Below are 25,102 nucleotides of genomic sequence, written 5' to 3' on the forward strand. Positions count from 1 at the left end.
TCCCGGCGTTATCCCAGGCTATCAGGCAGGTTATCCACGCGTTACTCACCCGTCCGCCACTAAGTCTAGCAAAAAGTAAGCTTCTTGCTATTCTCCGTTCGACTTGCATGTGTTAAGCACGCCGCCAGCGTTCGTCCTGAGCCAGGATCAAACTCTCCATGTATTTTTTTATAAAGAGTTTAATCTTTGCTCTCGTTTGGAATTACTCTTCAAAGCTTTTGCTTTGACGAGGTTCTTTTGCTTGATTGCGCTCGCGCACAATCGCATCTCAACTCTGTTTAGTTTTCAAGGACCTGGTTCGGTTTTCCACCGCTCGTTCAGCGGCGTTTTTAATTTTATCATCACTGGGCCGTTATGTCAAGTTCTATTTTTTGATCTTGTTTCCGTCTTTTTTTGCCGGCTCACAGCGACTTTTATATGTTATCATTATAACCGGTTATTTTCAAGTGTAAATTAATAGCGTTTGTTTTAACCGGCAATAATCACGATTTATAATATAGCAGACGTTTAATCCCTTGTCAACAAAAAAAGCGCGCTAAATCAGTTCCTTTAGCACGCTTTCAGTATTTTTTTTCCTTAACCCTTAAATTGGGGACATTCCTCGAAGGGGTGTGCCCCTTTACTCATCCCCGCCATCATCAGTTGCAACAACCCTTGCCACCGCAACCAAGTGATCTCCTTCGCTTAATTTCATCAGCAACACACCCTGAGTGGCCCGGCCGAACAATGAAATATTATCAGCCTTTAATCTAATCATTATCCCATCGGCACTAATCATCAATACTTCTTCATCAGGTGCAATAACCTGAAGCGAAACCACATGGCCATTACGGGGTGTACATTTAATATTTGTTACTCCCATGCCGCCCCTGGTCTGGGTTCTATATTCATCGAGTCTGGTTCTTTTACCATAACCCTTGCTGGTTACAACCAATAAATCGCTACCTTCCCGCACCCTATCCATGGATACCACTACATCATCTTCCTTTAGGGTGATGCCTTTTACCCCTCGGGATGCCCTGCCTGTAGGACGAACATCACCTTCGGAAAATCTAATGGCCATACCAAACTTGGTTCCAATTATTATCTCTTCATCATTTTCAGTCATTAATACGTCTATAAGCGAATCACCTTCGTCCAGGTTTAAAGCAATTATGCCATCCCGCCTGGATGTATCATATTCGTTTAATGAAGTCTTTTTAACTATGCCGTTGCGGGTCAGCATAAAAAGATAATGATTGGAGTAGTATTCCTTAATAGGTATAACCGTGGTTATATGTTCATCGTTGTCCACATAAAGCAGGTTTACTATGGCAGTGCCTCTGGCTTGCCGACCGGCTTCAGGAATCTCGTATCCTTTAAGCCGGTAAACTTTGCCTTTAGTAGTAAAAAACAAAAAATAATGATGCGTTGTAGCAATAAAAAGGTGTCTGAGAAAATCGTCATCTTTAACGCCCATTGCGTGAATACCGCGGCCGCCTCTTCTCTGGCTGCGATAAGTTTCAAGAGGCATTCTCTTTATATATCCTTCATTAGTAATGGTTACAACTATATCTTCTTCGGGAATCAGGTCAATATCCTCAAAATCTATACTCTCATCGGTAATGGCGGTACGGCGTCTATCACCGTATTTTTCTTTAATCTCCAGTATTTCCTGTTTAATAATGCCCAGCACCATTTTTTCATCTGCCAGTACTGACCTAAAATAATCAATTTTTTTGATCAATTCCTTATATTCGGCCTCCAGCTTATCTATTTCAAGACCGGTTAAACGGTGAAGACGCATGTCCAGAATGGCCTGGGCCTGTTTTTCGGTAAAACTGAATCTATCCATCAGGTTTTTTCTGGCTTGGTCCACAGTCCTGGAACCACGAATTATTTTAATTACTTCGTCAAGGTTGGCGAGAGCAATACGCAATCCTTCTACAATATGGGCCCTTTCCTCGGCCTTGTTTAGATCATACCTGGTACGCCTGATAATTATTTCCTTTTGGTGTTCCAAATAGTGGTAAAGTAATTCTTTAAGGTTTAAAACTTTTGGCTGCCCATTAACCAGCGCAAGCAATATTACCCCAAAAGAATCTTGCATTTGGGTATGTTTATAAAGCTGGTTTAGTATGACTTGCGGATTGGCGTCCCGGCGTAATTCAATAACTATCCGCATGCCATGCCGGTCAGACTCATCTCTAAGGTCAGTAATACCTTCGATTTTTTTATCTTTAACCAGTTCGGCTATTTTCTCAACCAGTTTGGCTTTATTTACTTGATATGGCAGCTCGGTCACAATAATGCTGCTTTTTTTACCTGTTTCTTCAATTTCAGCCTTGGCCCTAACCTTTATTGAGCCCCTGCCTGTCCTATAAGCAGATTTAATGCCTTCTCGCCCCATAATTATAGCACTGGAAGGAAAATCAGGTCCTTTAATTACTTTCAATAAGTCATTAATGTCTGTCTCAGGGTTATCAATTAACATAACGACTCCATCAATAACCTCGGTAAGGTTATGCGGCGGAATATTAGTGGCCATACCCACCGCAATTCCGGCAGAGCCGTTTACCAGTAAGTTTGGAATGCGGGAAGGTAAAATAACAGGCTCCTTGCCGCTTTCATCATAATTTGGTGCAAAATCAACAGTTTCTTTTTCAATATCAGACAGCATTAAAGTTGCTATTTTGGACAAGCGTGCCTCAGTGTAACGCATGGCCGCTGCTGCATCGCCATCTACCGATCCAAAGTTGCCGTGCCCGTCTACCAAAGGATAACGGGAAGAAAAATCCTGGGCCAATCTTACCAATGTGTCATAAATTGCAGCATCACCATGGGGGTGGTATTTAGCCATAACTTCACCGACAATGTACGCCGATTTGCGATGGGGTTTGTCAGGTGTAACCCCCAGTGTTTGCATGGCGTAAAGAATTCTACGGTGAACAGGTTTCAGACCGTCCCTTACATCTGGCAAAGCCCTGCCCACAATTACACTCATAGCATAATCTAAATAAGAATGTTTCATTTCATCGTTTATATCAATAGGAACCACTTTTCCGGTTAAAGCAGGCACGGATATTTCACCTCAAACTGTAAATTATTACACTTTATTAGTATAATTGCCGTAATTGGCTTAGGCAATACCGACTAGGCTTAAACTAAAAGAGCGGGAAACGCTGTTCCCGCCAAAGTAGAAACTTTGCATCATACATCAAGGTTTCTGACATACCTTGCGTTTTCTTGAATGAATTCACGTCTTGGCTCAACCTTATCCCCCATCAACATGGAAAATATATTATTAGCTTCAATAGCATCTTCAAGCTGGACCTGCATAATTGTTCTCGAATCAAAGTTCATTGTAGTCTCCCATAATTGTTCCGGGTTCATCTCCCCCAAGCCTTTATACCTTTGTATTGAAATTTTATCACGCCCTATTCGTTTTAATAATTGGTCTAATTCATTATCACTGAACACATAATGTTCTTCTTTCGTTTTGCGCACCCGGTATAAAGGTGGCTGGGCAATAAAAACATAACCATTTTCGATTAACTGCTTCATATGCCGGTAAAAGAAAGTCAATAGTAAAGTTCGAATATGAGCTCCGTCAACATCGGCATCAGTCATAATAATTACTTTGTGATAACGGGCCTTTTCTATATTGAAATCTTCCCCGATACCGGTCCCCAAAGCGGTTATTAAGGCTCTAATTTCTTCATTGGCTAAAATTTTATCCATTCTGGCTTTTTCAACATTTAAAATCTTACCCCTGAGGGGCAAAACCGCCTGAAAACGCCTGTCCCTCCCCTGTTTAGCAGAACCACCGGCAGAATCACCTTCAACTATAAATATTTCACTAAGTGACGGGTCCCGTTCGGAACAATCAGCTAATTTTCCAGGCAGCGTTGAACTTTCAAGAGCATTCTTGCGCCTTGTTAATTCCCTTGCTTTCCTGGCAGCTTCCCTGGCCCTGGCTGCATTTACTGATTTATCTAAGATTTTACGTGCCACCTGTGGGTTTTCTTCAAGAAAAGTACTTAGTTTTTCTGCCACCACAGTGTCAACAATGCCTCTTACTTCACTGTTACCAAGCTTTGTTTTAGTCTGACCCTCAAATTGAGGTTCCGGAACTTTAACACTGATTACAGTAGTTAAACCTTCACGAATATCCTCACCGAGTAAGCTTGAACCGTTTTTAATAATATTATATTTTTTACCGTAATCGTTGATCACCCGGGTTAGTGCAGTTTTAAACCCGGTTTCATGGGTTCCGCCGTCAACGGTATGAATGTTATTTACGAAGGAAAATAAATTTTCCACATAACCGTCAGTATATTGCAGGGCAACTTCAACCATAATCTGGTCTTTAACGTCTTCAAAATAAATGGGTTTATGTAAAGCGTTTTTATTTTTGTTCAAATGTAGCACAAAATCTTTTATTCCGCCGGAATGTTGGTACACAAACTGCTGTTCTGTGCGTTCATCAATAAAGGTTATCTTGATACCTTTTGTTAAATAAGAAAGTTCCCTAATTCTCTGAATTAATATTTCCTGATTAAACACTAATTCTTCAAATATCTCCGGGTCGGGTTTAAAAGTAATTCTGGTACCTGTATTTTTTGATTTTCCTATTTTCTTTAATTTAGAAACTGCGACACCCCGCTCATAACGCTGGTGCCAGATAAAACCCTCCCGGCGCACCTCTACTTCAAGCCATTCCGACAGTGCATTGACCACAGATACACCGACACCGTGCAGACCGCCACTAACTTTGTAACCGCCACCGCCAAACTTTCCGCCGGCGTGAAGCATGGTCAAAACTACCTCAACGGCAGGTAAGCCCATTTTGGGATGAGTGTCCACAGGTATACCGCGCCCGTCATCAATTACAGTAACGGTATTATCATAGTGAACAATTACTTCAATTTTTTTGCAGTAACCTGCCATGGCCTCGTCAATGCTGTTATCAACCACTTCATAAACCAAGTGATGAAGCCCTCTTAAACTGGTGCTGCCAATGTACATCCCGGGCCTGCGCCTAACAGCTTCAAGCCCCTCTAATACTTGAATTTCTTCCGCACTGTATCTGTTGTTGTTCTCCAACAATCACAGATCCTCCGTTTCCAAACTGGTTAGTCTTCACTTGATACTGGGGACAAAGCTCGCTTTTTTAAGGTAGTGCAAGAAATTGGAGACAAATAAATTTCATTGTTAGTAATTACGTAAGTTTTTTCTTTTCCGGGTTCTGAAATATTTATAATAAAACCTTCGTCGCCGGCTATCTCCAAAAATTCCCTGGTAATAGCGGAAGCTTTTGATCTAATATCTAAAATGGCAACTATTTCCCTTTTAGGAACAATTACGTCCCCTCCGAGGTGTAAAAACATCCGCTATTCCTCCCTTAAATTGGGGACATTCCTCAATGAGGTGTGTCCCCTTTCCTCTATAGTTCCCCTGTTAATAAAGTATATCCTGTCCACATGACGGCTAATTGTTTTGGGAATTTCAGTAGTTGTGATAAATGCTTGATTATTGCCGCTAATAAGCTTAATTAAGTAATTTTGGCGATTTTCATCTAACTCCATTAAAACATCATCCAGCAACATAATTGGATTTTGTCCTGATTGACGTTTAAATAATTCCATTTGTGCAGCTTTTAAAGCCAGCACTACCGACCTTACTTGCCCTTGCGATCCGAAATTACGAATATCCTTATTATTTAATAAAAATGTTATATCGTCTCTGTGTGGGCCAAACAAGGTTTGTTTTTTATATATTTCTTCCTTTTCCCTTGATTTCCCTTCAATAATAAAATCATTAATAATTTGATCTATACTTGTTGAACCTGAAATTTTAGCTGATGATAAATATTTCATATCAAGAATTTCATTTTTGCCAGCGATAACAGCATAAATGTCTCGAACCAGCGGAAAATAGTTTTTTAAAAGTTTTATTCTTCTGTAAAGAACTTCCGCGCCATATCTATAAAATTCCTCATTCCATATCTTAAATTCATCTTGGCGATACCCTCCACGCCGGAGCAGATTATTTCTATGCAATATAATTCTTTTATATTGTTGTATAAGCTTGCGATATACAGGGTTTATAGACCCAATATCGTAATCGATAAAATCCCGCCTTTGGGAAGGCGGGCCTTTAATAATGTGTAAATCTTCAGGCCTGAACAAAATGATTCCGTAGTGACCTGGTAAATTCTTGCGATCATTTTCTGTTCCATTTATTAGTATTTTTTTAAAACCGTCAAATTTAACTTGGATATGTACATCAACCGTAAAACCGTCTAACTGGTATGATGACTTCAATATGGATTGTTCGCTACCCCATCTTACAACATCTTTGTCCTTCAATCTAAAGGAAAAACCCATCCCGCTTATAAAAATAGCTTCTAACAAATTGGTTTTTCCCTGGGCATTGGGTCCGGTTATAATATTTATCCCTTGATCAGGGCTAAAATTTATTTCCAAATAATTCCGAAAATCTTTTAGCAGCAATTCATTTAAAAACAACTATGAGCCCTCCCGGTTAGTTACACCAGCACCTTTATTAGGCCACGGCGGGCACCAGGATGGAAAAATAACTTTGATCACCCACAGGTTCAAAAATTGCGGGACTTTCATGGCCACTAATTTTAATATTTACCTCTTCAGTATCCATGGAACGCAAGAGATCTATAAAAAATCTGATATTAAATCCTACATCCATTGGATCTCCCGAAAAAGCAGTGGTAATTTCCTCGCGGATTCTACCAGATTCAGTATAAAAATAAAGCAATAATTGCTCTGGTTGGAAACGAATATTAAAAACATTTCTCCTTGTATCTATTAATAACGAAGCCCTTTCAGCAGCGTCAAGCAAATCACTGACCTTAGATTTTAACTCGCAAACAAAATTTGATGGAATAACTATCCTGTAATTAGGAAATTGGCCTGTAATTAGGCGAGACATAATACAAATATTGTTTACAGTAAAAAAAACCTTGTTATCGGTAAGATAAATTTCAAAATAATCATCAACTGCGTCAATTATTTTAAAAACTTCGTTAAGAGTTTTTCCGGGAACAATAATATTTATAATTTGGCCATTTGAATCAACGGCTTTTTCCTGACTTACAGCCAGTTTTCTAATATCAGTGGCCACCATTGATAAAGTTCCATCTTCATCTACAGTTATATTGACACCGGTAAAGACCGGCCTTCTTTCGTCATTAGAAACAGCAAAAAGCACTCTCTTTAACATTCTTTTGAAAATATTTTGATTTAGGCGTAAAGTTGGTTTATTGGGTAATTCTGGAAATAATGGAAATTCTTCAGCAGGAAAACCGTTTAAAACCATTTCTGAATTCCCATAATTAAAAGTAGTGGTGTTTGAAGAAATATCACACTTTACATCAATATTGCCGACAGGAAGTTTGGTCATAAGGCTGGATACATATTTTGATGGTAATGCTGCTGCTCCGTCTAATAATGAATCGACTTGCAAGGAGCAGCGGATACCAAATTCAAGGTCAGTTGCCGTTACGTTTAGAATATTTCCAATAGTTTCTAAATGAACACAAGAAAATATTGGCATGGGGTTTCGATTGGAAACAGCCCTTTGAACGATATTAATTGCATAAGATAACTGGTCCCTGTTTATTGAAAAGTGCATAACATCACCTTCTTAATAATAGAAATTATTATAAAATAAAACAGTAGTAATAGTAATAGTAGGGGGAAAACAGTGGAAAAAACGATAAAACGGAATTAAATAACGGAATGCCGTTGTTGAAATCTATGTTAATAAATCCATTTTAATATTGTTAATTTAAAGCTGAAAAGTTACATTAACGAACTTATAAATTAGTTTTGTTTAATGGTTTCTATTAACTTGTGGACAGTTTGGGCAAAGGTGGGATCCCTTTGGATTTCTGTTGCAACCTTATCCTGAGCGTGTAAAACCGTTGTATGATCTCTGCCACCGAAAAAATCACCAACTTTTGGTAAGGAATAATCAGTTAATTCACGGCATAAATACATCGCGATTTGGCGTGGCAATGCAACGGCACGATTTCTTTTTTTTGATTTTAAATCTTCAATTTTAATGCCGAAGAAATTAGCTACTTTTTGCTGGATTAGCTGTACCGTTATTTCAACAGGTTTTTTGTCTGGTAAAATATCTTTTAAAACTTCTTTTGCAGTATCCAGATCAATAGTTTCGTTCGTTAAAGAACTGTAAGCTGCCACCCTGATTAAAGCACCTTCCAGTTCCCTAATATTAGAATTAATTCTGCCGGCGATAAAAGTAATAATATCGTCTTGGACATTATAGTTTTCCATGTTCGCTTTTTTTTGCAGAATAGCTATTCTGGTTTCATAATCAGGCGGTTGAATATCTGTTATTAATCCCCATTCAAATCGGGAGCGCAGCCTGTCTTCAAGAGTTGGTATTTCCTTAGGAGGACGGTCACTAGAAATAACTATCTGCTTGCTGGCTTCATAAAGTGTGTTAAAAGTGTGGAAAAATTCTTCCTGTGTTCTTTCCTTACCAGCTAAAAACTGGATATCATCTATAAGTAATGTATCAATGTTCCGGTACTTTTCTTTAAATTCAACGGTTTTTTCCTCACGTATCGCACTAATCAAATCGTTGGTAAACTTTTCTGAAGTTACATATGCAACCTGTAGTTTGTTAGTTTCACTGATAAAGTGGCCTATGGCATGCATTAGGTGTGTTTTGCCAAGACCTACCCCTCCGTATATAAATAAGGGGTTATATGCTTTAGCCGGTGAGTCTGCTACAGCCAAACAGGCAGCATGGGCAAATCTGTTGCTATCACCAACTACAAAATTATCAAAGGTGTATTTAGGGTTTAAGGGGGCATTTTTAAGCTCATAAACAGCTTTACGGTAAATTGTTTCAGAATTGTCTTGGATTATTTCATCCTGCATAACAAACTGTACATCTATTACAGAGTTATCTATTTTGCTGATAATATCTTTAAATAAAGGGGCATAACTATTATTAAGCCAATCCCTGGAAAATTGATCATGAACAATAATGTAGAATATATTGTTTTTTATAGAAACGGGTTTCATTATTTTGATCCAAGTATCATAGGATTGGGAATTTAACCTGCTTTTTAATTCATTAACTGTTTTTCCCCAGATGGTCATAACATCGGCACTAATCAAAAAGTGTTCCCCCTCAAACAGTTTAATAAAAAAATAGGGTATTAATTAACAAATTATGCACAAAGTTATCCACAAGGTGTGGATAACTAGATAAAGGGGCTAACCAAAATAATACCAAATTTTACTGTTGTATTCAACTAACCTGTGCTTAAAAAAGATAAGCAAGAATAAATATATGCTTGACTCTAAAACAGGGCATACTATATAATGTACTACGTACGCCTAGTATTTTCCAAACGACTTAAGATAATATTAAACTGGTTAGTGTTAACAGGGGGTGTTTAGATGAAAAGGACATACCAGCCAAAAAATAGACAAAGAAAAAAAGTTCATGGCTTTTTAAAGAGAATGTCTACAAAAGCGGGGCGTAAAGTGATTAAAAATAGAAGGTTAAAAGGTAGAAAAAGACTTACAGCATAAGGCCGCTACAGGTGGCCTTTTGCTAATTGTGGATGGTAATTGAACTGGCAATATGAAAAAAAAATACTTACTTAAAAAAAACAAAGAATATAGAAATGTCTATAATAGGGGCATATCACTGGCCAACCGATATGCAGTTATTTTTGCCTTGGAAAATCGTCTTGATTATAGCAGATTCGGTTTTTCCGTGAGTAAGAAGATAGGTAAGGCAGTGGTAAGAAATAAGGTCAGAAGAAGGTTAAAGGAAGTTTGTAGAAAATGCCGTAACGGGTTAGACAGCGGATATGATTATATTATTATCGCGCGTAAAGGAATCGAGAAATTGGACTTTAATTCCGTACAGGATGCTGTGGAAAATCTGGTGTACAGAATAAAAAAGAAAACCGCAAGGAAGAATTAAAAAATGAAATATTTGTTAATTAAAATGCTTAGAATTTATCAAAAGTTTATTTCACCTTTAAAAGGTAACTCTTGCAGGTTTTATCCTTCGTGTTCGGAATATGCCGTACAAGCTTTATACAAGCATGGCGTTTATAAAGGATCATTAAAAATTATTATTAGAGTATCTAAATGTCATCCTTTTCACCCCGGTGGATATGATCCTGTTTAAAACCCTAAATAAACACTGTAGAATTGGATTAACGTTTAATTATGGGAGGCGATGGTTTGGGAGAACTATGGCATACACTTATTAATGGCATGACTGCATTGATTAACTGGCTTTACAATGCTACAGTTACAATAGGATTGCCAAGTTATGGTTTAGCAATTATTTTACTAACAATTTTAATTAAAGTTGTGTTATTTCCACTTACTCATAAGCAGATGGTATCTATGCGGCGTATGGCGGAAATTCAGCCAAAAATTAAGGAAATTCAGGATAAGTATAAAGGCAAAGACCCGCAAAAGATGCAGCAAAAGATTATGGAATTGTATAAGGAACACAATGTTAACCCAATGGCCGGGTGTTTGCCAATATTAATTCAAATGCCGATTCTTATAGCATTATATAGGGCACTTTACCATTTTGATTTTATTAATCACGCCCATGCATCATTTTTTTGGGTTAAAGATTTAAGCAAGGTTTATCCTTTGTTTCCATTGTCAGCTTCAACGATACCAAACCTAATTTTTCCTTTGTTAGCAGGAGCATCAACCTATTTACAATCTAAACTTACTACTTCTTCTACCGACCAAACACAGCGGATGATGCTTTATACAATGCCTGTATTTATTGGTTGGATATGTACAACCGTTCCGGCTGGGTTGGCTTTATATTGGACAATGTTTAATATTTTGGGTTTCGCACAACAATACCTTGTAAATAAACAAATTGGACAGGTAAAGGAGGGTGCTCCTTCGAAGTGAAATGTGTTGAAAAAAGCGCTAAAACGGTAGACGAGGCTGTGGAGATTGCTTTAAGGGAACTTAACCTGAATAAGGACCAGGTGGAAATAGAAATTTTGGAGGAGCCCACCAAAGGATTGTTTGGCTTATTAGGTGGCAAGCCCGCAAAAGTAAAAGTAATTAAAAAAGAAAATCCTTCACTGAGGGCTAAAGAACTGCTGGAAAATATTATGCGAGCAATGAATCTTAAGGTGGAAATTAACGCTGAAGAAAATGATGAAAAAATTAAATTTAATATAAATGGTCCGGATTTAGGAATATTGATTGGGAGAAGGGGAGAGACACTGGATGCTCTCCAATATCTTGTAAACCTGTCGGCTAATAAAAATTTTGAAAAAAGAAAAAGAATCTTGCTTGATATTGAGAATTACAGAAAGCGCAGAGAGGAAACATTAAGAAAATTGGCATACAGGCTTGCGGATAAAGCTAAGCAGCGAGGAAGAAATGTGGTGTTGGAGCCGATGAATTCAATGGAAAGAAGAATAATTCATACGGCACTTCAGGACCGGGCGGATATTTACACTTTTAGTGAGGGCGATGAACCATATCGAAAAATAATAATATCACCAAAAAAATAGTGAAAAAATAAGCCCAGCGAGGATTTAGAATCTACGCTGGGTTTTTTAAAAATTTAACAAAGAGGTAGGAAGATTGGAGGTGCGACATGATTGACGACACCATTGCCGCAATATCAACTCCTTTGGGTGAAGGCGGTATAGGTATTGTCAGAATCAGTGGACCTGATGCTGTTAGAATAGCGACAGAAATATTTAAACCTGCTAAAGATAGAGATATCAAAAAAGAAAATTTTAAAATTATATATGGGTACATTTATAATAAAGACACCAACTCCGCTGACGGAAAGCATGAAATAATTGATGAAGTTTTACTTAGCGTTATGCGGGCTCCAAATACTTACACCCGGGAGGATGTAATTGAAATCAATTGTCACGGTGGATCATTGCCTGCAAGGGTAATACTGGAACTTGTATTGACAAAGGGCGCACGATTAGCGGAACCAGGAGAATTTACTAAACGTGCTTTTCTTAACGGAAGATTGGATATGGCCCAGGCAGAAGCAATAATTGATGTGATCCGGGCAACAACTGGAGATGCCTTAAAAATGGCTGTCGGACAATTGAGAGGTGGATTATCCCGGAGGATAGATTCCATCCAAAATAAATTACTGGATATTACTGCATTTATTGAGGCTAATATTGATTTCCCCGAGGATGAAATAGAAGAATATAATTTACAAAAAATCAGGTCATCTGTGTTGTTAATCAGAGATGAAGTAAAAAAGTTAATCGATACGGCAGATACAGGTAGGGTATACCGTGATGGACTAAAGACGGTCATTGCCGGTAAGCCAAATGTAGGAAAATCATCATTATTGAATGTTTTACTCAAAGAAAAAAGGGCTATTGTTACTGAGATACCTGGAACCACCAGGGATATTATTGAAGAAGTACTTAATATAGGCGGTGTACCGGTAAGAATCATTGATACTGCAGGTATAAGGGATACGGAAGATATTATAGAAAAAATTGGAGTAGAAAGAACTAAATCTGCTATTGAAGAAGCTGAAATGATTCTTATAGTTTTTGACTCCAATGCGGAATATGACCATGAAGATGAAAGAATTGCTAAAATGGTAGAGAAAAAACGTGGTATAAAAGTACTTAATAAAATAGATCTTCAAGATAATATAAATGTTCATAAAGAGATTAGAGAGGTATTGCCCGATTGGCCTTTAATTGAAATATCTGCTATTGAAGAAAAGGGAATTGAAGATTTAGAAAAAAAAATAATTGAAATGGTTACAGGTGGCAAGTCTATACCAAAGGATGGATCTATGGTTAGTAATATCAGGCATAAAAACCAGTTAAAAAAAGCGCTAAGGCACTTGGAGGATGTTTTAATAGCTATTGATATGGGTATGCCGCTTGATATTATTGCAATTGATATAAGGGGAGCATGGGAAACAGTTGGGGAAATTAACGGCAAAGTAATAACAGAAAATATTATTGATAAAATATTTACAGAATTTTGTATTGGAAAGTGAGGAAAACTTATGGAATACCTGGCCGGAAAATACGATGTAATTGTTGTTGGAGCCGGTCATGCAGGCTGTGAGGCTGGATTGGCGTCAGCTAGAATGGGAATGAAAACCCTACTTTTAACTATTAATATGGAAAATATTGCAATGATGCCTTGTAATCCAGCTATGGGCGGCCCGGCAAAAGGCCAGTTGATCCGGGAAGTTGATGCTCTGGGTGGTGAAATAGGTATCAATACAGACCGCTCGTCAATTCAAATGCGTATGTTAAATACGGCTAAAGGACCGGCTGTCCAGGCTCTTCGGGCCCAGGCGGATAAAAAATTATATCAAATTAATATGATCTGGGTTCTGGAAAACCAGCCAAACTTGGATGTTAAACAAGTTATGGTGGAAAAAATTAATGTTAAAGGTGATAGAGTTACCGGTGTTGTTGGACAAACTGGTGCTGTTTTTGAGGCCGGAGCAGTAATTATTACGACTGGAACATTTTTAAATGGTAGAATTGTAATCGGTGATTTAGCTTACCCCGGTGGTCCAAGCGGAAATTTTCCATCAATTAAACTTTCAGAAAGCTTAAAAGAGATTGGTTTTCAGTTAGGGAGATTTAAAACTGGAACACCGGCACGAGTTGACAGGAGAAGTATCGATTTTAAAAAAATGACTGTTCAGCCCGGTGATGATCAACTGCTAAATTTTTCTTTTATTTCTAATGTACATGAAAGAGAGCAGATGCCCTGTTGGCTTACATATACTAACGAAACTACTCATGGCATAATTAAAGAAAATTTACACCGGTCTCCTCTCTACAGCGGATTTATACAAGGAGTTGGCCCCAGGTATTGCCCTTCTATTGAGGACAAAGTGGTTCGTTTTTCCGATCGGCCTGCACACCAGGTATTCGTGGAACCAGAAGGACGAAAAACTAACGAGATGTATGTTCAGGGCATGTCAACCAGTCTACCGGAAGATGTTCAAATGCGCATGTTAAGGTCGTTGCCCGGGTTGGAAAAGGTTGAAATTATTCGGCCTGGCTATGCTATTGAATATGATTATATGGTGCCAAGCCAGCTAAAATTATCGCTGGAGACCAAGGAAATAAAAGGTTTGTTTACGGCCGGGCAGATAAATGGAACATCGGGTTATGAAGAAGCAGCTGCGCAGGGAATAATTGCAGGAATAAATGCGGTAATGTATTTGAAAAATAAAGAACCATTCGTATTGTCTAGATCAGAAGGTTATATTGGCGTCTTGATCGATGATTTGGTAACTAAAAATATCACGGAGCCATATAGATTATTAACTTCAAGAGCTGAATACAGGTTGATGTTACGACAGGATAATGCGGACTTGCGGTTAACAGAAAAAGGTTTTCAAGTTGGCCTGGTAACTCCGGAAAGATATCAAAGATATGTTTATAAAAAGAAATCAGTGACAGATGAAATAGAAAGGTTAAAAAAAACAATGATAACAGTGGGGCCGGAATTAAAGGAAATATTAGAAAAGAGGAATTCAGCTCCGGTTCAGGGCAGCATTTCACTGGCTAATCTATTAAGGAGGCCGGAAATTAAATATAGCGATTTACTATCAATTTCTGTTGAGCATCCGGATCTAGATGATGAGATCAGGGAGCAAGTGGAAATACAAATAAAATATGAAGGATATATAAAAAAGCAGGAATCACAAATAAAAAAATTTGAAAAAATGGAAAACCTAAAAATACCGCTGGATATTGATTATAAGAAAATAAAGGGGTTGGCAGTAGAAGCAATTCAAAAATTAGACAAGGTAAGACCGGTTTCAATTGGACAGGCTTCAAGAATATCTGGAGTCAACCCTGCCGACATCTCTGTTTTATTGATCTACCTTGAAAAAGAAAAAAGGAAGATTGCGAGCGAGGCATAAATGAAATGAATAAATTTAAAGAAGAACTCATAAAGGGTTCTTTAAAATTAGGAATTTTTCTAACTGAAGATATGCTAGAACTTTTTTATAGTCATTATCAAATAATGGTCGAAGAAAATAACAAATACAATTTAACTGCTATTACAAGTAAACTTGAAGCAGCGGAAAAGCATTTTGTAGATTCATTATTACTTTTGAAAGAAATAGAGAAATATAGCTATATATTTATGGTTGATATAGGGAGTGGAGCCGGGTTTCCGGGATTACCACTAAAAATATGCCGGCCAGAAAATATTAATTTAGTATTAGTAGATGCGGTAAATAAAAAAGTTAACTTTTTAAAAAAAGTAATTGCAGCATTAAAATTGGAAAAAACAACGGCAATTCATGCCAGAGCTGAAGAAATGGCGGTAGATTACAGGGAAAAATTTGATGTTGCAGTGACCAGAGCTGTTGGTGAATTAAGATTAATTGCTGAGTATTGCTTGCCTTTGATAAAAATAGGTGGAATTTTTATCGCAGCCAAAGGACCAAATGTAAAAGAAGAAATAAATAATGCAGCGAATTCGATCAAAACTTTGGGCGGCAAGATTATAAAAGTAAGAGAAGAGAAGTTACCTATTAGCAATGAAGGAAGGACTATAGTAACGATAGAAAAAATAAAAGGAACTCCAGCGAAATATCCTCGACGCCCGGGTATTCCAAAGAAAGATCCATTATAACAAACAGGTAAAAATCCTGTTTGTTTTTATTTATAACAATGGTAGATCTTTATAAGTCATGTGAGATGGAAGGAAGAAATGATGATTGCGTGGAATTAAATATCAATTAAAGCACATCTGAGGGGTGCATATTGTGGGTAAAATTGTCGCCATAGCCAATCAGAAGGGAGGTGTGGGTAAAACCACAACAGCTGTTAACCTTTCTGCTTGGATAGCAATGTTAGGGAATAAGGTATTACTTGTTGATATTGACCCACAGGGCAACGCAACCAGCGGTTTGGGTATCAATAAGGATGCGCTGGAAAAATGTATCTATGATTTAATTCTTGGTGGATCCGGTATGGATGAAATTATAATTAAAAACGTGATAGATGGACTTGATTTAATACCTTCTTCTATTGAGCTGGCGGGTGCGGAAATTGAAATGGTAGGAATAGAGGGAAGGGAAAATTTATTAAAAAATATTTTAAGTGAAAATAGCGATAAATATCATTATGTTATAATCGATTGTCCGCCATCCCTGGGGTTATTAACTATTAATGCATTAGTTGCTGCTAATTCGGTTATGGTGCCGATTCAGTGTGAATATTACGCACTGGAAGGGTTGGGACAATTAATGAACACGATACGCCTTGTTCAGCAGCGAATGAATCAAAATCTGGAAATCGAAGGGGTACTTTTAACTATGTTTGATGGTAGAACTAACTTATCCATACAGGTAGTTGACGAAGTTAAAAAGCACTTCAAAAATAAAGTTTATCGAAGTATCATACCAAGAAATGTTAGGTTAAGCGAAGCACCAAGTCATGGTCAACCTGTAATGATATATGACAAGAGATCGAGAGGTGCAGAGTTATATTATGAACTGGCTCAAGAGGTGATGGGCATTGACTAAAAAGAGAGGACTGGGCAAAGGACTGGCTGCGCTAATACCAGAACAGGATAACCAAACATATTTGGATAATCAATTGGTGGAAGTTTTAATCAACAATATATACCCTAATCCAAAACAACCAAGACAAAGAATAGATGAAAAAAATCTTAATGAATTAATGGAATCAATTAAAACACATGGTCTAATACAGCCGATTATTGTACGGCCTGGACAAAACAGTAAGTATGAAATTATTGCAGGGGAGAGAAGGTGGCAGGCATGTCAAAAACTTAAGATGGAGAAAGTGCCGGTAATTATAAAAAATTATTCTGATCTAGAAGCATCAGCAGCTGCTCTAATTGAGAACATACAAAGAGAAGATTTAAATGCTATTGAAGAAGCCAGTGCTTATAAAAGTTTAATGGATAATTATCATTTAACCCAGGAAGAATTATCATTAAGAGTTGGAAAAAGCAGGTCGTTTATTGCCAACATGGTGCGTATATTGGGTTTGCCGAAGGAAATAAAAGATATGCTGGCTGAGGAATTAATCACTGTAGGACATGCCAGGGCCCTTGTCCCAATACAAGATAGTGAAACCCAGATAAAATTAACACTGAAAATATTAAAGCAACAATTAAGCGTTAGAAAAACAGAAGAATTGGTTAAAAAATATTTAGAAAGCACGGGCAAAGAACCAAGCAGGACAGAAAAAAGTAGCGAGGTAAATAATGAAATAAAAGAATTGGAACTTCTTTTGGAACAAAAATTAGGTAAGAAGGTTCAAATAAAGGTAAATGCAAATGGTAGTGGCAAATTGATTATAGATTATCATAATCAAAAAGAGCTTATAAATATTATTGAAAATATAAAAATCAATTAATTGTTTCACGTGAAACATTTTAGGAGAAAAAAATGATAGGAACAATCGTTAACGCTGCAGCCATAATTACTGGAGCCGTAGTAGGTGCTTCTTTAAAAAGAGGTATCTCGGACACAATTAAGAGCACTGTGATGCAAGGTATTGGCCTGTCTGTTTTATTGGTTGGAACACAAATGTCACTGCAGGGTTCGCATCTTTTAGTAATAATTATTAGTTTAGCCTTAGGCGGAGTTTGTGGTGAATTACTAAGAATAGAGCACAGGTTAGAACAACTCGGCATTTGGTTGGAAAATAAAGTTGGGGGAAATGGGGGAGACGTGGCACGGGCTTTTGTAACCACAAGTCTTATTTATTGTGTGGGTGCAATGGCGGTGGTAGGTGCTATTGAAGATGGCATTCAAGGTAACCCTAATACTTTATTTGCCAAATCTATGCTTGATGGTGTAAGCGCAATTTTTTTTGCATCAACTATGGGAATAGGAGTTTTGTTTTCAAGTGTGCCAGTAATTTTATATCAAGGGACCATTACTTTACTGGCCTCAACAGTAAAAGGCATACTAAATCCCTATGTCATTAATCAATTAACTTCAACAGGCGGTTTATTAATTATAGGTATAGCATTAAATATCCTTGAAATTAAAAAAATAAAAATAGGAAATCTTCTTCCAGCCATACTATTTGTAATACCACTTGCCTACTTTGCACAAAAATATAATTTGATGTAGTTAAATACTGAGGTTTTTTACTCAGTATATTTTATTTTTTTCCTCAGAAAATATTGTGGTTGATGGCCGGTGTTGCTTTGCTAATACTTGTAATTATTTATTGTAGGGGTGGACGACCCTGTCTGCCCCTACAGCGAAAATATAAAGAATACGAATCTTTGTGGATATTCCCCCGATCTCAAACGTCATTGGGGATATACCTCTGACCCTAAAAAGGTGTGACCCCTTACCTATGTAGTTATTTATAGCATAACGCGCCTGCCATAAACAGTCCGGTGAAACTATACATCTTTTCGGGATTAAATTCCTCGTATAACGTAAAAATTTGTCTGGTAGTTTTAAGGCTATATGCAAAAAACAAGTATAGATGAAACGACGTAAGTGAACCTTATAGAATATTTCAAAAATTTAAAACTGAGGTATTTGGTGTGGAAAATAAAACATATAAAGACAGAGTTGATGCCGGGAGAGTCCTTGCCCAAGAGTTAAAGGCAAAAAATATTATAGATGGTGTAATTATAGCCATACCCAGAGGAGGTGTGGTTACGGCTGCTCAGGTAGCAGAAGCGCTAAATCTGCCACTTGATATCATTATTCCTAGAAAAATTGGTGCACCCTTTAATCCGGAAGTTGCCATAGGATCAGTGACTCAGGATGGAACAGTTATTCTAACTGGTAATAAAAACTTGTTGCAATCTGTAAGTAAAGAAGATATAGACGATATGGTCCGGATAGAAATAAATGAGATAAAAAGAAGAATGTTAAAATATCGCGGTAACACAGATTATCCAATTAACATAGGAAAAACGGTGATTATTATTGATGATGGCATAGCAACCGGCTTTACCACCCGTGCAGCTATTATGTCAATTAAAAAAATATTAAACCCGCGAAAAACCATATTGGCTGTACCGGTTGCCCCTTTAGAGGTATTTCAAACACTCAGTGAAGATGTAGATGAAATTGTTTGTCCATTAGTTCCAGAAACGTTTTATGCCGTTGGACAATTTTATAGAATTTTTGACCAGGTCTCCGATGAAGAAGTAATTAATCTTTTGCATAAAAGCAGAAAAAAATTGAAAAGTTAATACCGGAGGTGTTGAATTTGTTAACTGTAGCATTGGACGATGATTTAAAAAGGCTACGTGATGATTTAGTAAAAGAAGGATTTAGAGTAGTGGATCGAACAATGGCCGATCACGCAGATGCACTCATTATATCGGGCATGGAAAAAAATTTTATGAATATGCAGGATATTAGAACAGAGAAAAAGGTTATTGACGCCAGTGGAAAAAGTGTAAGGGAAATTGCTGATGAGCTGCGCGGATTAATGTAAAAGTTAAAAGAAATAAAGAAACAGCCCGGCAACTAAAATGCTCCGGGCTGTTTCTTTATCTTTATTGCGCTATAATGCCTCCTCTACAATATGCGTGCGTGTTATTAATTTAATTGCGCTTGCTATTGTGGTAGCCATTTTCATTACCAAATTTAATCTGGTATTTTGCAAAACCAGGTATTCCATAAAACCACCGACATTGACAATACCGGTAACATGCATATTACCTACCTTGGGAAGATTTTTATTAACACCAGCACCTGGTTGTAGGGACCCATCGCCGACTGTGATACAGCCTATATTTTCAATACCACCTAAACAAGCATCAAGAGCAATGATAAAAGGTGCCCGGTATAATTGGTTAATATGGTCAATTGTTTCCTGTAAATTTGCTGCATGTACAGGTTTATCAAGGGTACCGAAAACATGTATAAATTCTTGCGGCTCATGGCTCAGTATATTGCCGACAAGTGGACCCAAACAATCACCCGTTGAACGGTCGGTTCCGATACATAGTAAAATTATGCAATCATATCCAGATGCATTATGCTTCCTTAATTTATCCAGCAATACATGGTAAAGCTTGTCTATAGCCAACGGATCTTCTACATGAATCCGGCTCTTTTTAGCTGTTGCAGGCAGATTATTATTTAACAGAGCCAATTAAAATCACTCCTCAAAAAAAACAATTATTATATTTATTCCCCCTCTCTCATATGAATATTCCATCCAAAAGAAAAAATAATTAATCAATTTAAATAGATATAAATATGTTCATGTTGGAGGTGAATTGTCTGTCAAATAAAAAAAAGATATCAATATTAAAAATTGTAGCAATGTATATTGGGTCGGTAATAGGGGCGGGATTTGCATCAGGGCAGGAAATAATACAATTTTTTGTAGTTCATGGAAAGGACTGGCTGCGGGAAGTTATTATTGTATCATTGCTATTCAGTTATCTGGGTGCGGTAACCTTATTACTCTCAGTAAAACTAAGAACAGAAAATTATTTGGACCTGATCAATATACTGATAGGAGAAAAAGCTGGTAAAGTAATTGACGCGCTAAGCTTGCTAATGCTGATGGGTGGATTAAGTATTATGCTTTCAGGGAGCGGAGCGGTTTTTAGTGAGCATCTGAACGCCTCACGGTGGTATGGGGTAATATTGCTGGTTATGATAAACTGTCTGGTTACAATGGGCGGCCTGCATGGTGTATTATGGATAAACGCTATTTTAGTACCGGTAAAAATTCTATCAATTGTCTGTTTATGTTTTCTGTTAATAAATGATTACAAAGTTACAGGTTTCATGTTTGAGATAACAACCGCTTCAATGGTGCAGCGACATTGGTTATGGTCCGGAGTGCTGTATGTTTCCTATAATATGGTTTTGGTGCTGGCAGTTTTAACAACTTTGGGTAAAAAAATTTCATCTAATCAGGCTATAATAGCAGGAATTGCAGGCGGGTTGGGATTGGGTTTCACGGCTGGCGTAGTTTGTTTGGCAGGTATGACATTATATCCGGAAATTATTGAGTATAAAGTTCCTACACTATTTATGGCTGGTATAATTAATAAATCCCTAAAATACCCCATCGGGGTTTTAATTTGGATGGCAATACTCACTACAGCAGTTGCTAACACACACGGGCTAGCATCCAGGCTAGCCGAGCCGGGTAGTAAAAAATATAAATTAATGGGAATTGTAATAACTTTTCTGGCTATTCCGCTGGCTATGATGGATTTTGATCGGCTGGTTGGCACCATCTACCCAATTTTCGGTTATGCGGGGCTTTTTGTAATTATAGTTTTACTACTGTCACCGCTGATTATTTTTAAAGGAAATATATAAGCAGGAAAAAAGCTTCGATAAGCGAAAATTACTATAATTTTAGAAAGGTAGCCTGATTGATGAATTGGTTGGATTGGATATTTGTTATCATCTTAATGGTTTCGGGCTGGCAAGGGTTAAATAAAGGACTTATCCACAGCATGTCCAGATTGATAGGAATAATAGTGGGGCTGGTGGTAGCATTCACTTGGTATAAGTCCCTGGCGAATTACCTCGATTTACAACTAGGTTGGGGAAGCTCTGTGTCAGCATTTTTTTTAGAGAAGATACCGGTATCATTGCTTGAACAATTTAATCAAAAGATTTCAGTTTTGGACTTATTGTTGTCGCCTTTCAGCAGTCAACAACAAAGCCCGGTCTTACAATTTGATACGCCAGGCAATATTCAATCCATGGTTAACTACCTGTCTACCACGCTGCTAGAGGTAATCTCATTTATAGGCTTGCTTTTCGGATGCTTAATAATTATTAAAATAGTTTTACGCATAGTTTCAGGCGCCGTCACAAAAACATTTTTAAGTCCCCTCGATCACGTTGGAGGGTTAGTGATGGGTTTGGCCAGAGGTGTGCTGATTATACTGATTTTGGTGCTGCTTGCCCGGCCCTTGATCACAAATGGTGATGCTGAGATCAGCGGTGAGCAAAGCTTTGTTAAAAGGGGAATTGCTGGTTCAAAAATATATCCTTATGCAACAGAATTATTAAGGACATTCAATCTATCTATTCCCGCAAGGCCTGTTCATGATATTAAGTAATTATGTTTAAACTGGCCAATAATAAAAGAAAAATCGGCTGGAGGTCTGATAATGGATATGAGTTATCTGGTGTATAAAAGAAAAACAATTTATGAGCACATAAATGAACAAGAAAAAAGTTTTGCCATGAATCTTGCAGAAGACTACAAATATTTTATCGGCCAAGCTAAAACAGAAAGAGAGGCAGCACTGGCCATTAGTCAGCTTGCTGAAGGAAGAGGTTTTGTAGCACTGGACACTATTAACCGCCCTTTGCAACCAGGTGACAGGGTCTACCGAATGGTTAGGGGTAAAGCTGTTGCAATGGCGGTAATAGGTAATAACCCTTTAGTAACGGGCTTAAATATTATTGGAGCTCATTTAGACAGCCCCCGCTTAGATTTAAAAGCGTTGCCCCTTTATGAAAAATGTGGGCTGGCTCTGTTTGACACCCATTATTATGGGGGGATAAAGAAATACCAGTGGCTGGCATTGCCATTGTCTCTACACGGGGTAATTATTAAAAATGACGGATCGGTTGTGAACGTTTGTATAGGTGAGGATATAAGCGAACCGGTGTTTACTATAACAGATTTGCTACCGCACCTGTCCAAGGAACAATTGGAGAAAAAGTTAATTGATGCTGTTCCGGGTGAAAGCTTAAACGCTATATGTGGAAGTTTGACAGAAAACCAGGTAGATAAGGAAAATAAGGTAAAATTAAAGATATTGGGAATTTTAAACCAGAAATACGGAATTGTAGAAGAGGATTTTATCAGTGCGGAATTGTCCCTTGTTCCTGCAGCAGCACCACGGGATGTGGGCATTGACAAGTCAATGATTGGCGGGTACGGGCAGGATGACCGAATTTGCGCCTATGCCCAACTGGCTGCAATTATTGGGTTAAATCAACCTGCACGCACGGCAATTGCACTTTTTGCCGATAAAGAAGAAATCGGCAGCGTCGGAAACACCGGGATGCAGTCAAGTTTCTTTGCAGAATTTATAGCTGATTTAATAGAAAAAACTACGGGCAATTTTAATGAATTAATGTTTAAAAAAGCTATGAGTGCCTCCTGGGCCCTGTCTGCCGATGTCAACGCAGCTATGGATCCTAACTTTGAAGATGTTATGGAAAAAAATAATTCAGCTTTTCTGGGCTGCGGGCCTGTCATTACAAAATACACAGGTTCAGGCGGCAAAAAAAGCGCCAACGATGCTAATGCCGAGTATTTAGCGCTGGTAAGAAAAATCTTTAATCAAAACAACGTGATCTGGCAAACAGGAGAATTAGGTAAAGTAGATCAGGGCGGAGGAGGAACCATTGCCTACATGCTGGCAGAGCATGGAATGGATGTGGTGGATTGCGGAGTGGCGCTGTTGGGAATGCATTCGCCGTTTGAAGTCAGTCATAAGCTTGATTTGTATATGACAGTAAAAGGATATGAGGCGTTTTATAATGCTTAGAAAAGTTTCGGGGTGATTAAGGTTGCTGGTTAAGTATAACGTAGGGGACATCGTTAAAATGCGTAAATCCCACCCCTGCGGCGGTGACGAGTGGGAAGTTATGAGAACCGGAATCGATTTTAGAATCAAATGCACCACCTGCGGAAGAGTGGTTATGATCCCACGTCCAAAATTTGAAAAAAGTGTAAAAAAAATTATAACTCAAGCATAGGAGTAATGTCCCAAATCAGAGATTTGTTCTTTCTTTTCTTGCTCCATTAAGGTAAATGTGTTATAATTTTTTAGCCATAAAGATTTAATTGGCCTACCCTGCTCTACATCATGTAGCAGTCCAGGTTTATATAGTTTTGCTGCTAACCCGGCCTGTTACTGATAAGTAGGGCCTTATGTCCAAAGGGAGGAGGTGAACATCGTGCGCCGGTACGAATTAGTCTTCATTCTCAGGCCAGACCTGGAAGAAGAAGCTCTTGATGCCGCTATTGCCAAGGTTAGGTCTTTAGCGGAAAATAACGGTGCCGAGGTTACTAAGCTTGATAAGTGGGGCAAGCGCAGGCTTGCATACGAAATCAAGCATGTACGCGATGGTTTCTACGTTGTAATGAATTTCAACGGAGAGCCGGAATCTGCGGCTGAAATTGACCGCGTACTTAAAATCTCGGATGAAATTTTGCGCCATATCATAGTTCGCGAAGACGAAGATGAAAAATAGATAAAATAATTACCAAGGCGGTGATTGGTTAAAATGATGAATAAAGTTATCCTTATCGGCAGGCTTACGAGGGATCCGGAATTGCGTTATACCCCGAGTGGCGCGCCCGTTGCCGGGTTCACCCTGGCTGTTGACCGTCAATTTACGAACAGGCAGGGTGAAAGGGAAACTGACTTTATCAATGTTGTTGTATGGCAAAAGCTAGCTGAAACTTGTGCCAATCACCTGGGTAAGGGGCGGCTGGTGGCGGTTGAAGGCAGATTACAGATTCGATCTTATGATGACAATCAGGGCATTCGCCGTGTAGCAGCCGAAGTAGTTGCCAATGAAGTAAAATTTTTGGATAGACCCAAGGAAACACAGGGAATGCAGCCAAAGGGGAGCAGCATTGCTGAAGCAGATAGTTTCGGTAGTGAGATAAGCTTCAACGAGGAAGAAATTCCGTTTTAGGAGGAAGTCTGGATGAAGCGTGAACGTGGTCGCCGGGGTAAGAAGCGTATATGTAGCTTTTGTGTCGACAAAATGGAAAAAGTCGATTATAAAGATGTACCCCGCTTGAAAAAATATATTACTGAAAGGGGTAAAATATTGCCCCGCCGCATTTCCGGCAATTGCGCCAGGCATCAAAGAATGCTTACTGTTGCCGTTAAGAGGGCTCGCAATATTGCCTTATTGCCATTTACGGTTGAATAAAGTAATAAGGAAAGGGGACACAACTCTTTGAGGAATGCCCCCTGGACAATAGCCAATATTTATTGAGGGGGGAACAAATATGGTTCCCCTTACTTTATTTTTGTGACCTGGCACGCCGGGCAACAATTAACAGGCTAAAAAC

At 38.2% G+C, this 25,102-nt stretch carries 27 protein-coding genes and 1 rRNA gene; 20 read left to right on the forward strand and 8 right to left on the reverse strand.

Going from position 1 to position 25,102, the window contains the following annotated elements; translation table 11 throughout:
- The 7 genes from H569_RS0108910 to dnaA all read right to left on the reverse strand — a co-directional run.
- Positions 1–163 (reverse strand): 16S ribosomal RNA (locus H569_RS0108910); the annotation flags it as partial.
- Positions 164–619: 456 nt separating this feature from the next.
- Positions 620–3,058, reverse strand: coding sequence for a DNA gyrase subunit A (gene gyrA / locus H569_RS0108915; protein WP_027364717.1), 2,439 nt, complete (start codon positions 3,056–3,058; stop codon positions 620–622).
- Positions 3,059–3,189: 131 nt separating this feature from the next.
- Positions 3,190–5,088, reverse strand: a complete 1,899-nt coding sequence (gyrB, locus tag H569_RS0108920) for a DNA topoisomerase (ATP-hydrolyzing) subunit B (RefSeq protein WP_027364718.1) — start codon at positions 5,086–5,088, stop codon at positions 3,190–3,192.
- A 26-nt stretch (positions 5,089–5,114) separates the two neighbouring features.
- Positions 5,115–5,369, reverse strand: a complete 255-nt coding sequence (gene remB, locus H569_RS0108925; protein WP_027364719.1) for an extracellular matrix regulator RemB — start codon at positions 5,367–5,369, stop codon at positions 5,115–5,117.
- A gap of 3 nt (positions 5,370–5,372) precedes the next feature.
- Positions 5,373–6,509: a DNA replication/repair protein RecF gene (gene recF / locus H569_RS19815; RefSeq protein WP_051273497.1), complete on the reverse strand. Its 1,137-nt coding sequence runs from the start codon at positions 6,507–6,509 to the stop codon at positions 5,373–5,375.
- A gap of 37 nt (positions 6,510–6,546) precedes the next feature.
- Positions 6,547–7,650, reverse strand: coding sequence for a DNA polymerase III subunit beta (dnaN, locus tag H569_RS19820; RefSeq protein ID WP_051273499.1), 1,104 nt, complete (start codon positions 7,648–7,650; stop codon positions 6,547–6,549).
- A 191-nt stretch (positions 7,651–7,841) separates the two neighbouring features.
- Positions 7,842–9,170, reverse strand: coding sequence for a chromosomal replication initiator protein DnaA (gene dnaA, locus H569_RS0108940; RefSeq protein ID WP_027364720.1), 1,329 nt, complete (start codon positions 9,168–9,170; stop codon positions 7,842–7,844).
- Positions 9,171–9,458: 288 nt separating this feature from the next.
- Between dnaA and rpmH the strand changes: the two genes are divergently transcribed.
- The 13 genes from rpmH to H569_RS0109005 all read left to right on the forward strand — a co-directional run bounded on the left by rpmH (position 9,459) and on the right by H569_RS0109005 (position 19,504).
- Positions 9,459–9,593, forward strand: coding sequence for a 50S ribosomal protein L34 (gene rpmH, locus H569_RS0108945; protein WP_027364721.1), 135 nt, complete (start codon positions 9,459–9,461; stop codon positions 9,591–9,593).
- 52 nt (positions 9,594–9,645) lie between these two features.
- A complete protein-coding gene (rnpA, locus tag H569_RS0108950) occupies positions 9,646–9,993 on the forward strand; it encodes a ribonuclease P protein component (RefSeq protein ID WP_027364722.1) in 348 nt (115 codons plus the stop codon).
- 3 nt (positions 9,994–9,996) lie between these two features.
- Positions 9,997–10,203 (forward strand): membrane protein insertion efficiency factor YidD, encoded by a 207-nt coding sequence (yidD, locus tag H569_RS0108955; protein ID WP_027364723.1) that lies wholly within the window; start codon positions 9,997–9,999, stop codon positions 10,201–10,203.
- Between the two features lie 41 nt (positions 10,204–10,244).
- On the forward strand, positions 10,245–10,961 hold the full coding sequence (locus tag H569_RS0108960) for a YidC/Oxa1 family membrane protein insertase (protein WP_051273501.1): 717 nt from the start codon (positions 10,245–10,247) through the stop codon (positions 10,959–10,961).
- A complete protein-coding gene (gene jag / locus H569_RS0108965; RefSeq protein WP_027364725.1) occupies positions 10,958–11,578 on the forward strand; it encodes an RNA-binding cell elongation regulator Jag/EloR in 621 nt (206 codons plus the stop codon). The genes H569_RS0108960 and jag overlap by 4 nt, the downstream gene beginning before the upstream one ends.
- Positions 11,579–11,664: 86 nt before the next feature.
- Complete coding sequence (mnmE, locus tag H569_RS0108970) at positions 11,665–13,065, forward strand: tRNA uridine-5-carboxymethylaminomethyl(34) synthesis GTPase MnmE (protein WP_027364726.1); 1,401 nt, start codon at positions 11,665–11,667, stop codon at positions 13,063–13,065.
- 9 nt (positions 13,066–13,074) lie between these two features.
- A complete protein-coding gene (gene mnmG / locus H569_RS0108975) occupies positions 13,075–14,964 on the forward strand; it encodes a tRNA uridine-5-carboxymethylaminomethyl(34) synthesis enzyme MnmG (RefSeq protein ID WP_027364727.1) in 1,890 nt (629 codons plus the stop codon).
- A 5-nt stretch (positions 14,965–14,969) separates the two neighbouring features.
- Positions 14,970–15,686 carry a 16S rRNA (guanine(527)-N(7))-methyltransferase RsmG gene (gene rsmG, locus H569_RS0108980; protein ID WP_027364728.1) on the forward strand — a complete coding sequence of 239 codons (717 nt, stop codon included), beginning with the start codon at positions 14,970–14,972 and terminating at the stop codon, positions 15,684–15,686.
- A gap of 133 nt (positions 15,687–15,819) precedes the next feature.
- Positions 15,820–16,581, forward strand: a complete 762-nt coding sequence (locus H569_RS0108985) for a ParA family protein (protein WP_027364729.1) — start codon at positions 15,820–15,822, stop codon at positions 16,579–16,581.
- Complete coding sequence (locus tag H569_RS0108990; protein WP_027364730.1) at positions 16,574–17,443, forward strand: ParB/RepB/Spo0J family partition protein; 870 nt, start codon at positions 16,574–16,576, stop codon at positions 17,441–17,443. Before H569_RS0108985 ends, H569_RS0108990 begins: the two co-directional genes overlap by 8 nt.
- 32 nt (positions 17,444–17,475) lie before the next feature.
- On the forward strand, positions 17,476–18,168 hold the full coding sequence (locus tag H569_RS0108995; protein WP_027364731.1) for a DUF554 domain-containing protein: 693 nt from the start codon (positions 17,476–17,478) through the stop codon (positions 18,166–18,168).
- A 428-nt stretch (positions 18,169–18,596) separates the two neighbouring features.
- Positions 18,597–19,256 carry a phosphoribosyltransferase gene (locus H569_RS0109000; protein ID WP_027364732.1) on the forward strand — a complete coding sequence of 220 codons (660 nt, stop codon included), beginning with the start codon at positions 18,597–18,599 and terminating at the stop codon, positions 19,254–19,256.
- A 17-nt stretch (positions 19,257–19,273) separates the two neighbouring features.
- A complete protein-coding gene (locus H569_RS0109005) occupies positions 19,274–19,504 on the forward strand; it encodes a YkuS family protein (RefSeq protein WP_034630101.1) in 231 nt (76 codons plus the stop codon).
- Between the two features lie 69 nt (positions 19,505–19,573).
- Here H569_RS0109005 and yyaC read toward each other — a convergent pair whose 3' ends face one another.
- Positions 19,574–20,167: a spore protease YyaC gene (yyaC, locus tag H569_RS0109010; RefSeq protein ID WP_027364734.1), complete on the reverse strand. Its 594-nt coding sequence runs from the start codon at positions 20,165–20,167 to the stop codon at positions 19,574–19,576.
- 752 nt (positions 20,168–20,919) lie between these two features.
- Here yyaC and H569_RS22490 point away from each other — a divergent pair.
- From H569_RS22490 to rpsR, 7 genes are all read left to right on the forward strand, one after another.
- Entirely contained in the window at positions 20,920–21,357 is a 438-nt protein-coding gene (locus tag H569_RS22490; protein WP_157833491.1) for a hypothetical protein, read from the forward strand.
- Positions 21,358–21,416: 59 nt separating this feature from the next.
- Positions 21,417–22,112: a CvpA family protein gene (locus H569_RS0109020; protein ID WP_027364736.1), complete on the forward strand. Its 696-nt coding sequence runs from the start codon at positions 21,417–21,419 to the stop codon at positions 22,110–22,112.
- A 51-nt stretch (positions 22,113–22,163) separates the two neighbouring features.
- Positions 22,164–23,558 carry an aminopeptidase gene (locus H569_RS0109025; protein ID WP_034630103.1) on the forward strand — a complete coding sequence of 465 codons (1,395 nt, stop codon included), beginning with the start codon at positions 22,164–22,166 and terminating at the stop codon, positions 23,556–23,558.
- A 25-nt stretch (positions 23,559–23,583) separates the two neighbouring features.
- Complete coding sequence (locus H569_RS0109030; RefSeq protein WP_027364738.1) at positions 23,584–23,769, forward strand: DUF951 domain-containing protein; 186 nt, start codon at positions 23,584–23,586, stop codon at positions 23,767–23,769.
- A 201-nt stretch (positions 23,770–23,970) separates the two neighbouring features.
- Complete coding sequence (rpsF, locus tag H569_RS0109035; protein WP_027364739.1) at positions 23,971–24,267, forward strand: 30S ribosomal protein S6; 297 nt, start codon at positions 23,971–23,973, stop codon at positions 24,265–24,267.
- 33 nt (positions 24,268–24,300) lie between these two features.
- Positions 24,301–24,717, forward strand: coding sequence for a single-stranded DNA-binding protein (locus H569_RS0109040; RefSeq protein ID WP_027364740.1), 417 nt, complete (start codon positions 24,301–24,303; stop codon positions 24,715–24,717).
- A 12-nt stretch (positions 24,718–24,729) separates the two neighbouring features.
- Positions 24,730–24,960 carry a 30S ribosomal protein S18 gene (gene rpsR, locus H569_RS0109045; RefSeq protein ID WP_027364741.1) on the forward strand — a complete coding sequence of 77 codons (231 nt, stop codon included), beginning with the start codon at positions 24,730–24,732 and terminating at the stop codon, positions 24,958–24,960.
- Positions 24,961–25,102: the final 142 nt, after the last annotated feature.

Source organism: Desulfotruncus alcoholivorax DSM 16058 (assembly GCF_000430885.1).
Taxonomy (GTDB): domain Bacteria; phylum Bacillota; class Desulfotomaculia; order Desulfotomaculales; family Desulfallaceae; genus Desulfotruncus; species Desulfotruncus alcoholivorax.

Coding starts and splice junctions, on each gene's coding strand:
- rpsR (WP_027364741.1), top strand. CDS start 24,730: ATGAAGCGTGAACGTGGTCGCCGGGGTAAGAAGCGTATATGTAGCTTT.
- rpmH (WP_027364721.1), top strand. CDS start 9,459: ATGAAAAGGACATACCAGCCAAAAAATAGACAAAGAAAAAAAGTTCAT.
- mnmG (WP_027364727.1), top strand. CDS start 13,075: ATGGAATACCTGGCCGGAAAATACGATGTAATTGTTGTTGGAGCCGGT.
- H569_RS0108995 (WP_027364731.1), top strand. CDS start 17,476: ATGATAGGAACAATCGTTAACGCTGCAGCCATAATTACTGGAGCCGTA.
- remB (WP_027364719.1), bottom strand. CDS start 5,369: ATGTTTTTACACCTCGGAGGGGACGTAATTGTTCCTAAAAGGGAAATA.
- H569_RS0109040 (WP_027364740.1), top strand. CDS start 24,301: ATGATGAATAAAGTTATCCTTATCGGCAGGCTTACGAGGGATCCGGAA.
- rnpA (WP_027364722.1), top strand. CDS start 9,646: ATGAAAAAAAAATACTTACTTAAAAAAAACAAAGAATATAGAAATGTC.
- rsmG (WP_027364728.1), top strand. CDS start 14,970: ATGAATAAATTTAAAGAAGAACTCATAAAGGGTTCTTTAAAATTAGGA.
- H569_RS0108960 (WP_051273501.1), top strand. CDS start 10,245: ATGGGAGGCGATGGTTTGGGAGAACTATGGCATACACTTATTAATGGC.
- yidD (WP_027364723.1), top strand. CDS start 9,997: ATGAAATATTTGTTAATTAAAATGCTTAGAATTTATCAAAAGTTTATT.
- mnmE (WP_027364726.1), top strand. CDS start 11,665: ATGATTGACGACACCATTGCCGCAATATCAACTCCTTTGGGTGAAGGC.
- dnaN (WP_051273499.1), bottom strand. CDS start 7,650: ATGCACTTTTCAATAAACAGGGACCAGTTATCTTATGCAATTAATATC.
- H569_RS0109020 (WP_027364736.1), top strand. CDS start 21,417: ATGAATTGGTTGGATTGGATATTTGTTATCATCTTAATGGTTTCGGGC.
- H569_RS0109025 (WP_034630103.1), top strand. CDS start 22,164: ATGGATATGAGTTATCTGGTGTATAAAAGAAAAACAATTTATGAGCAC.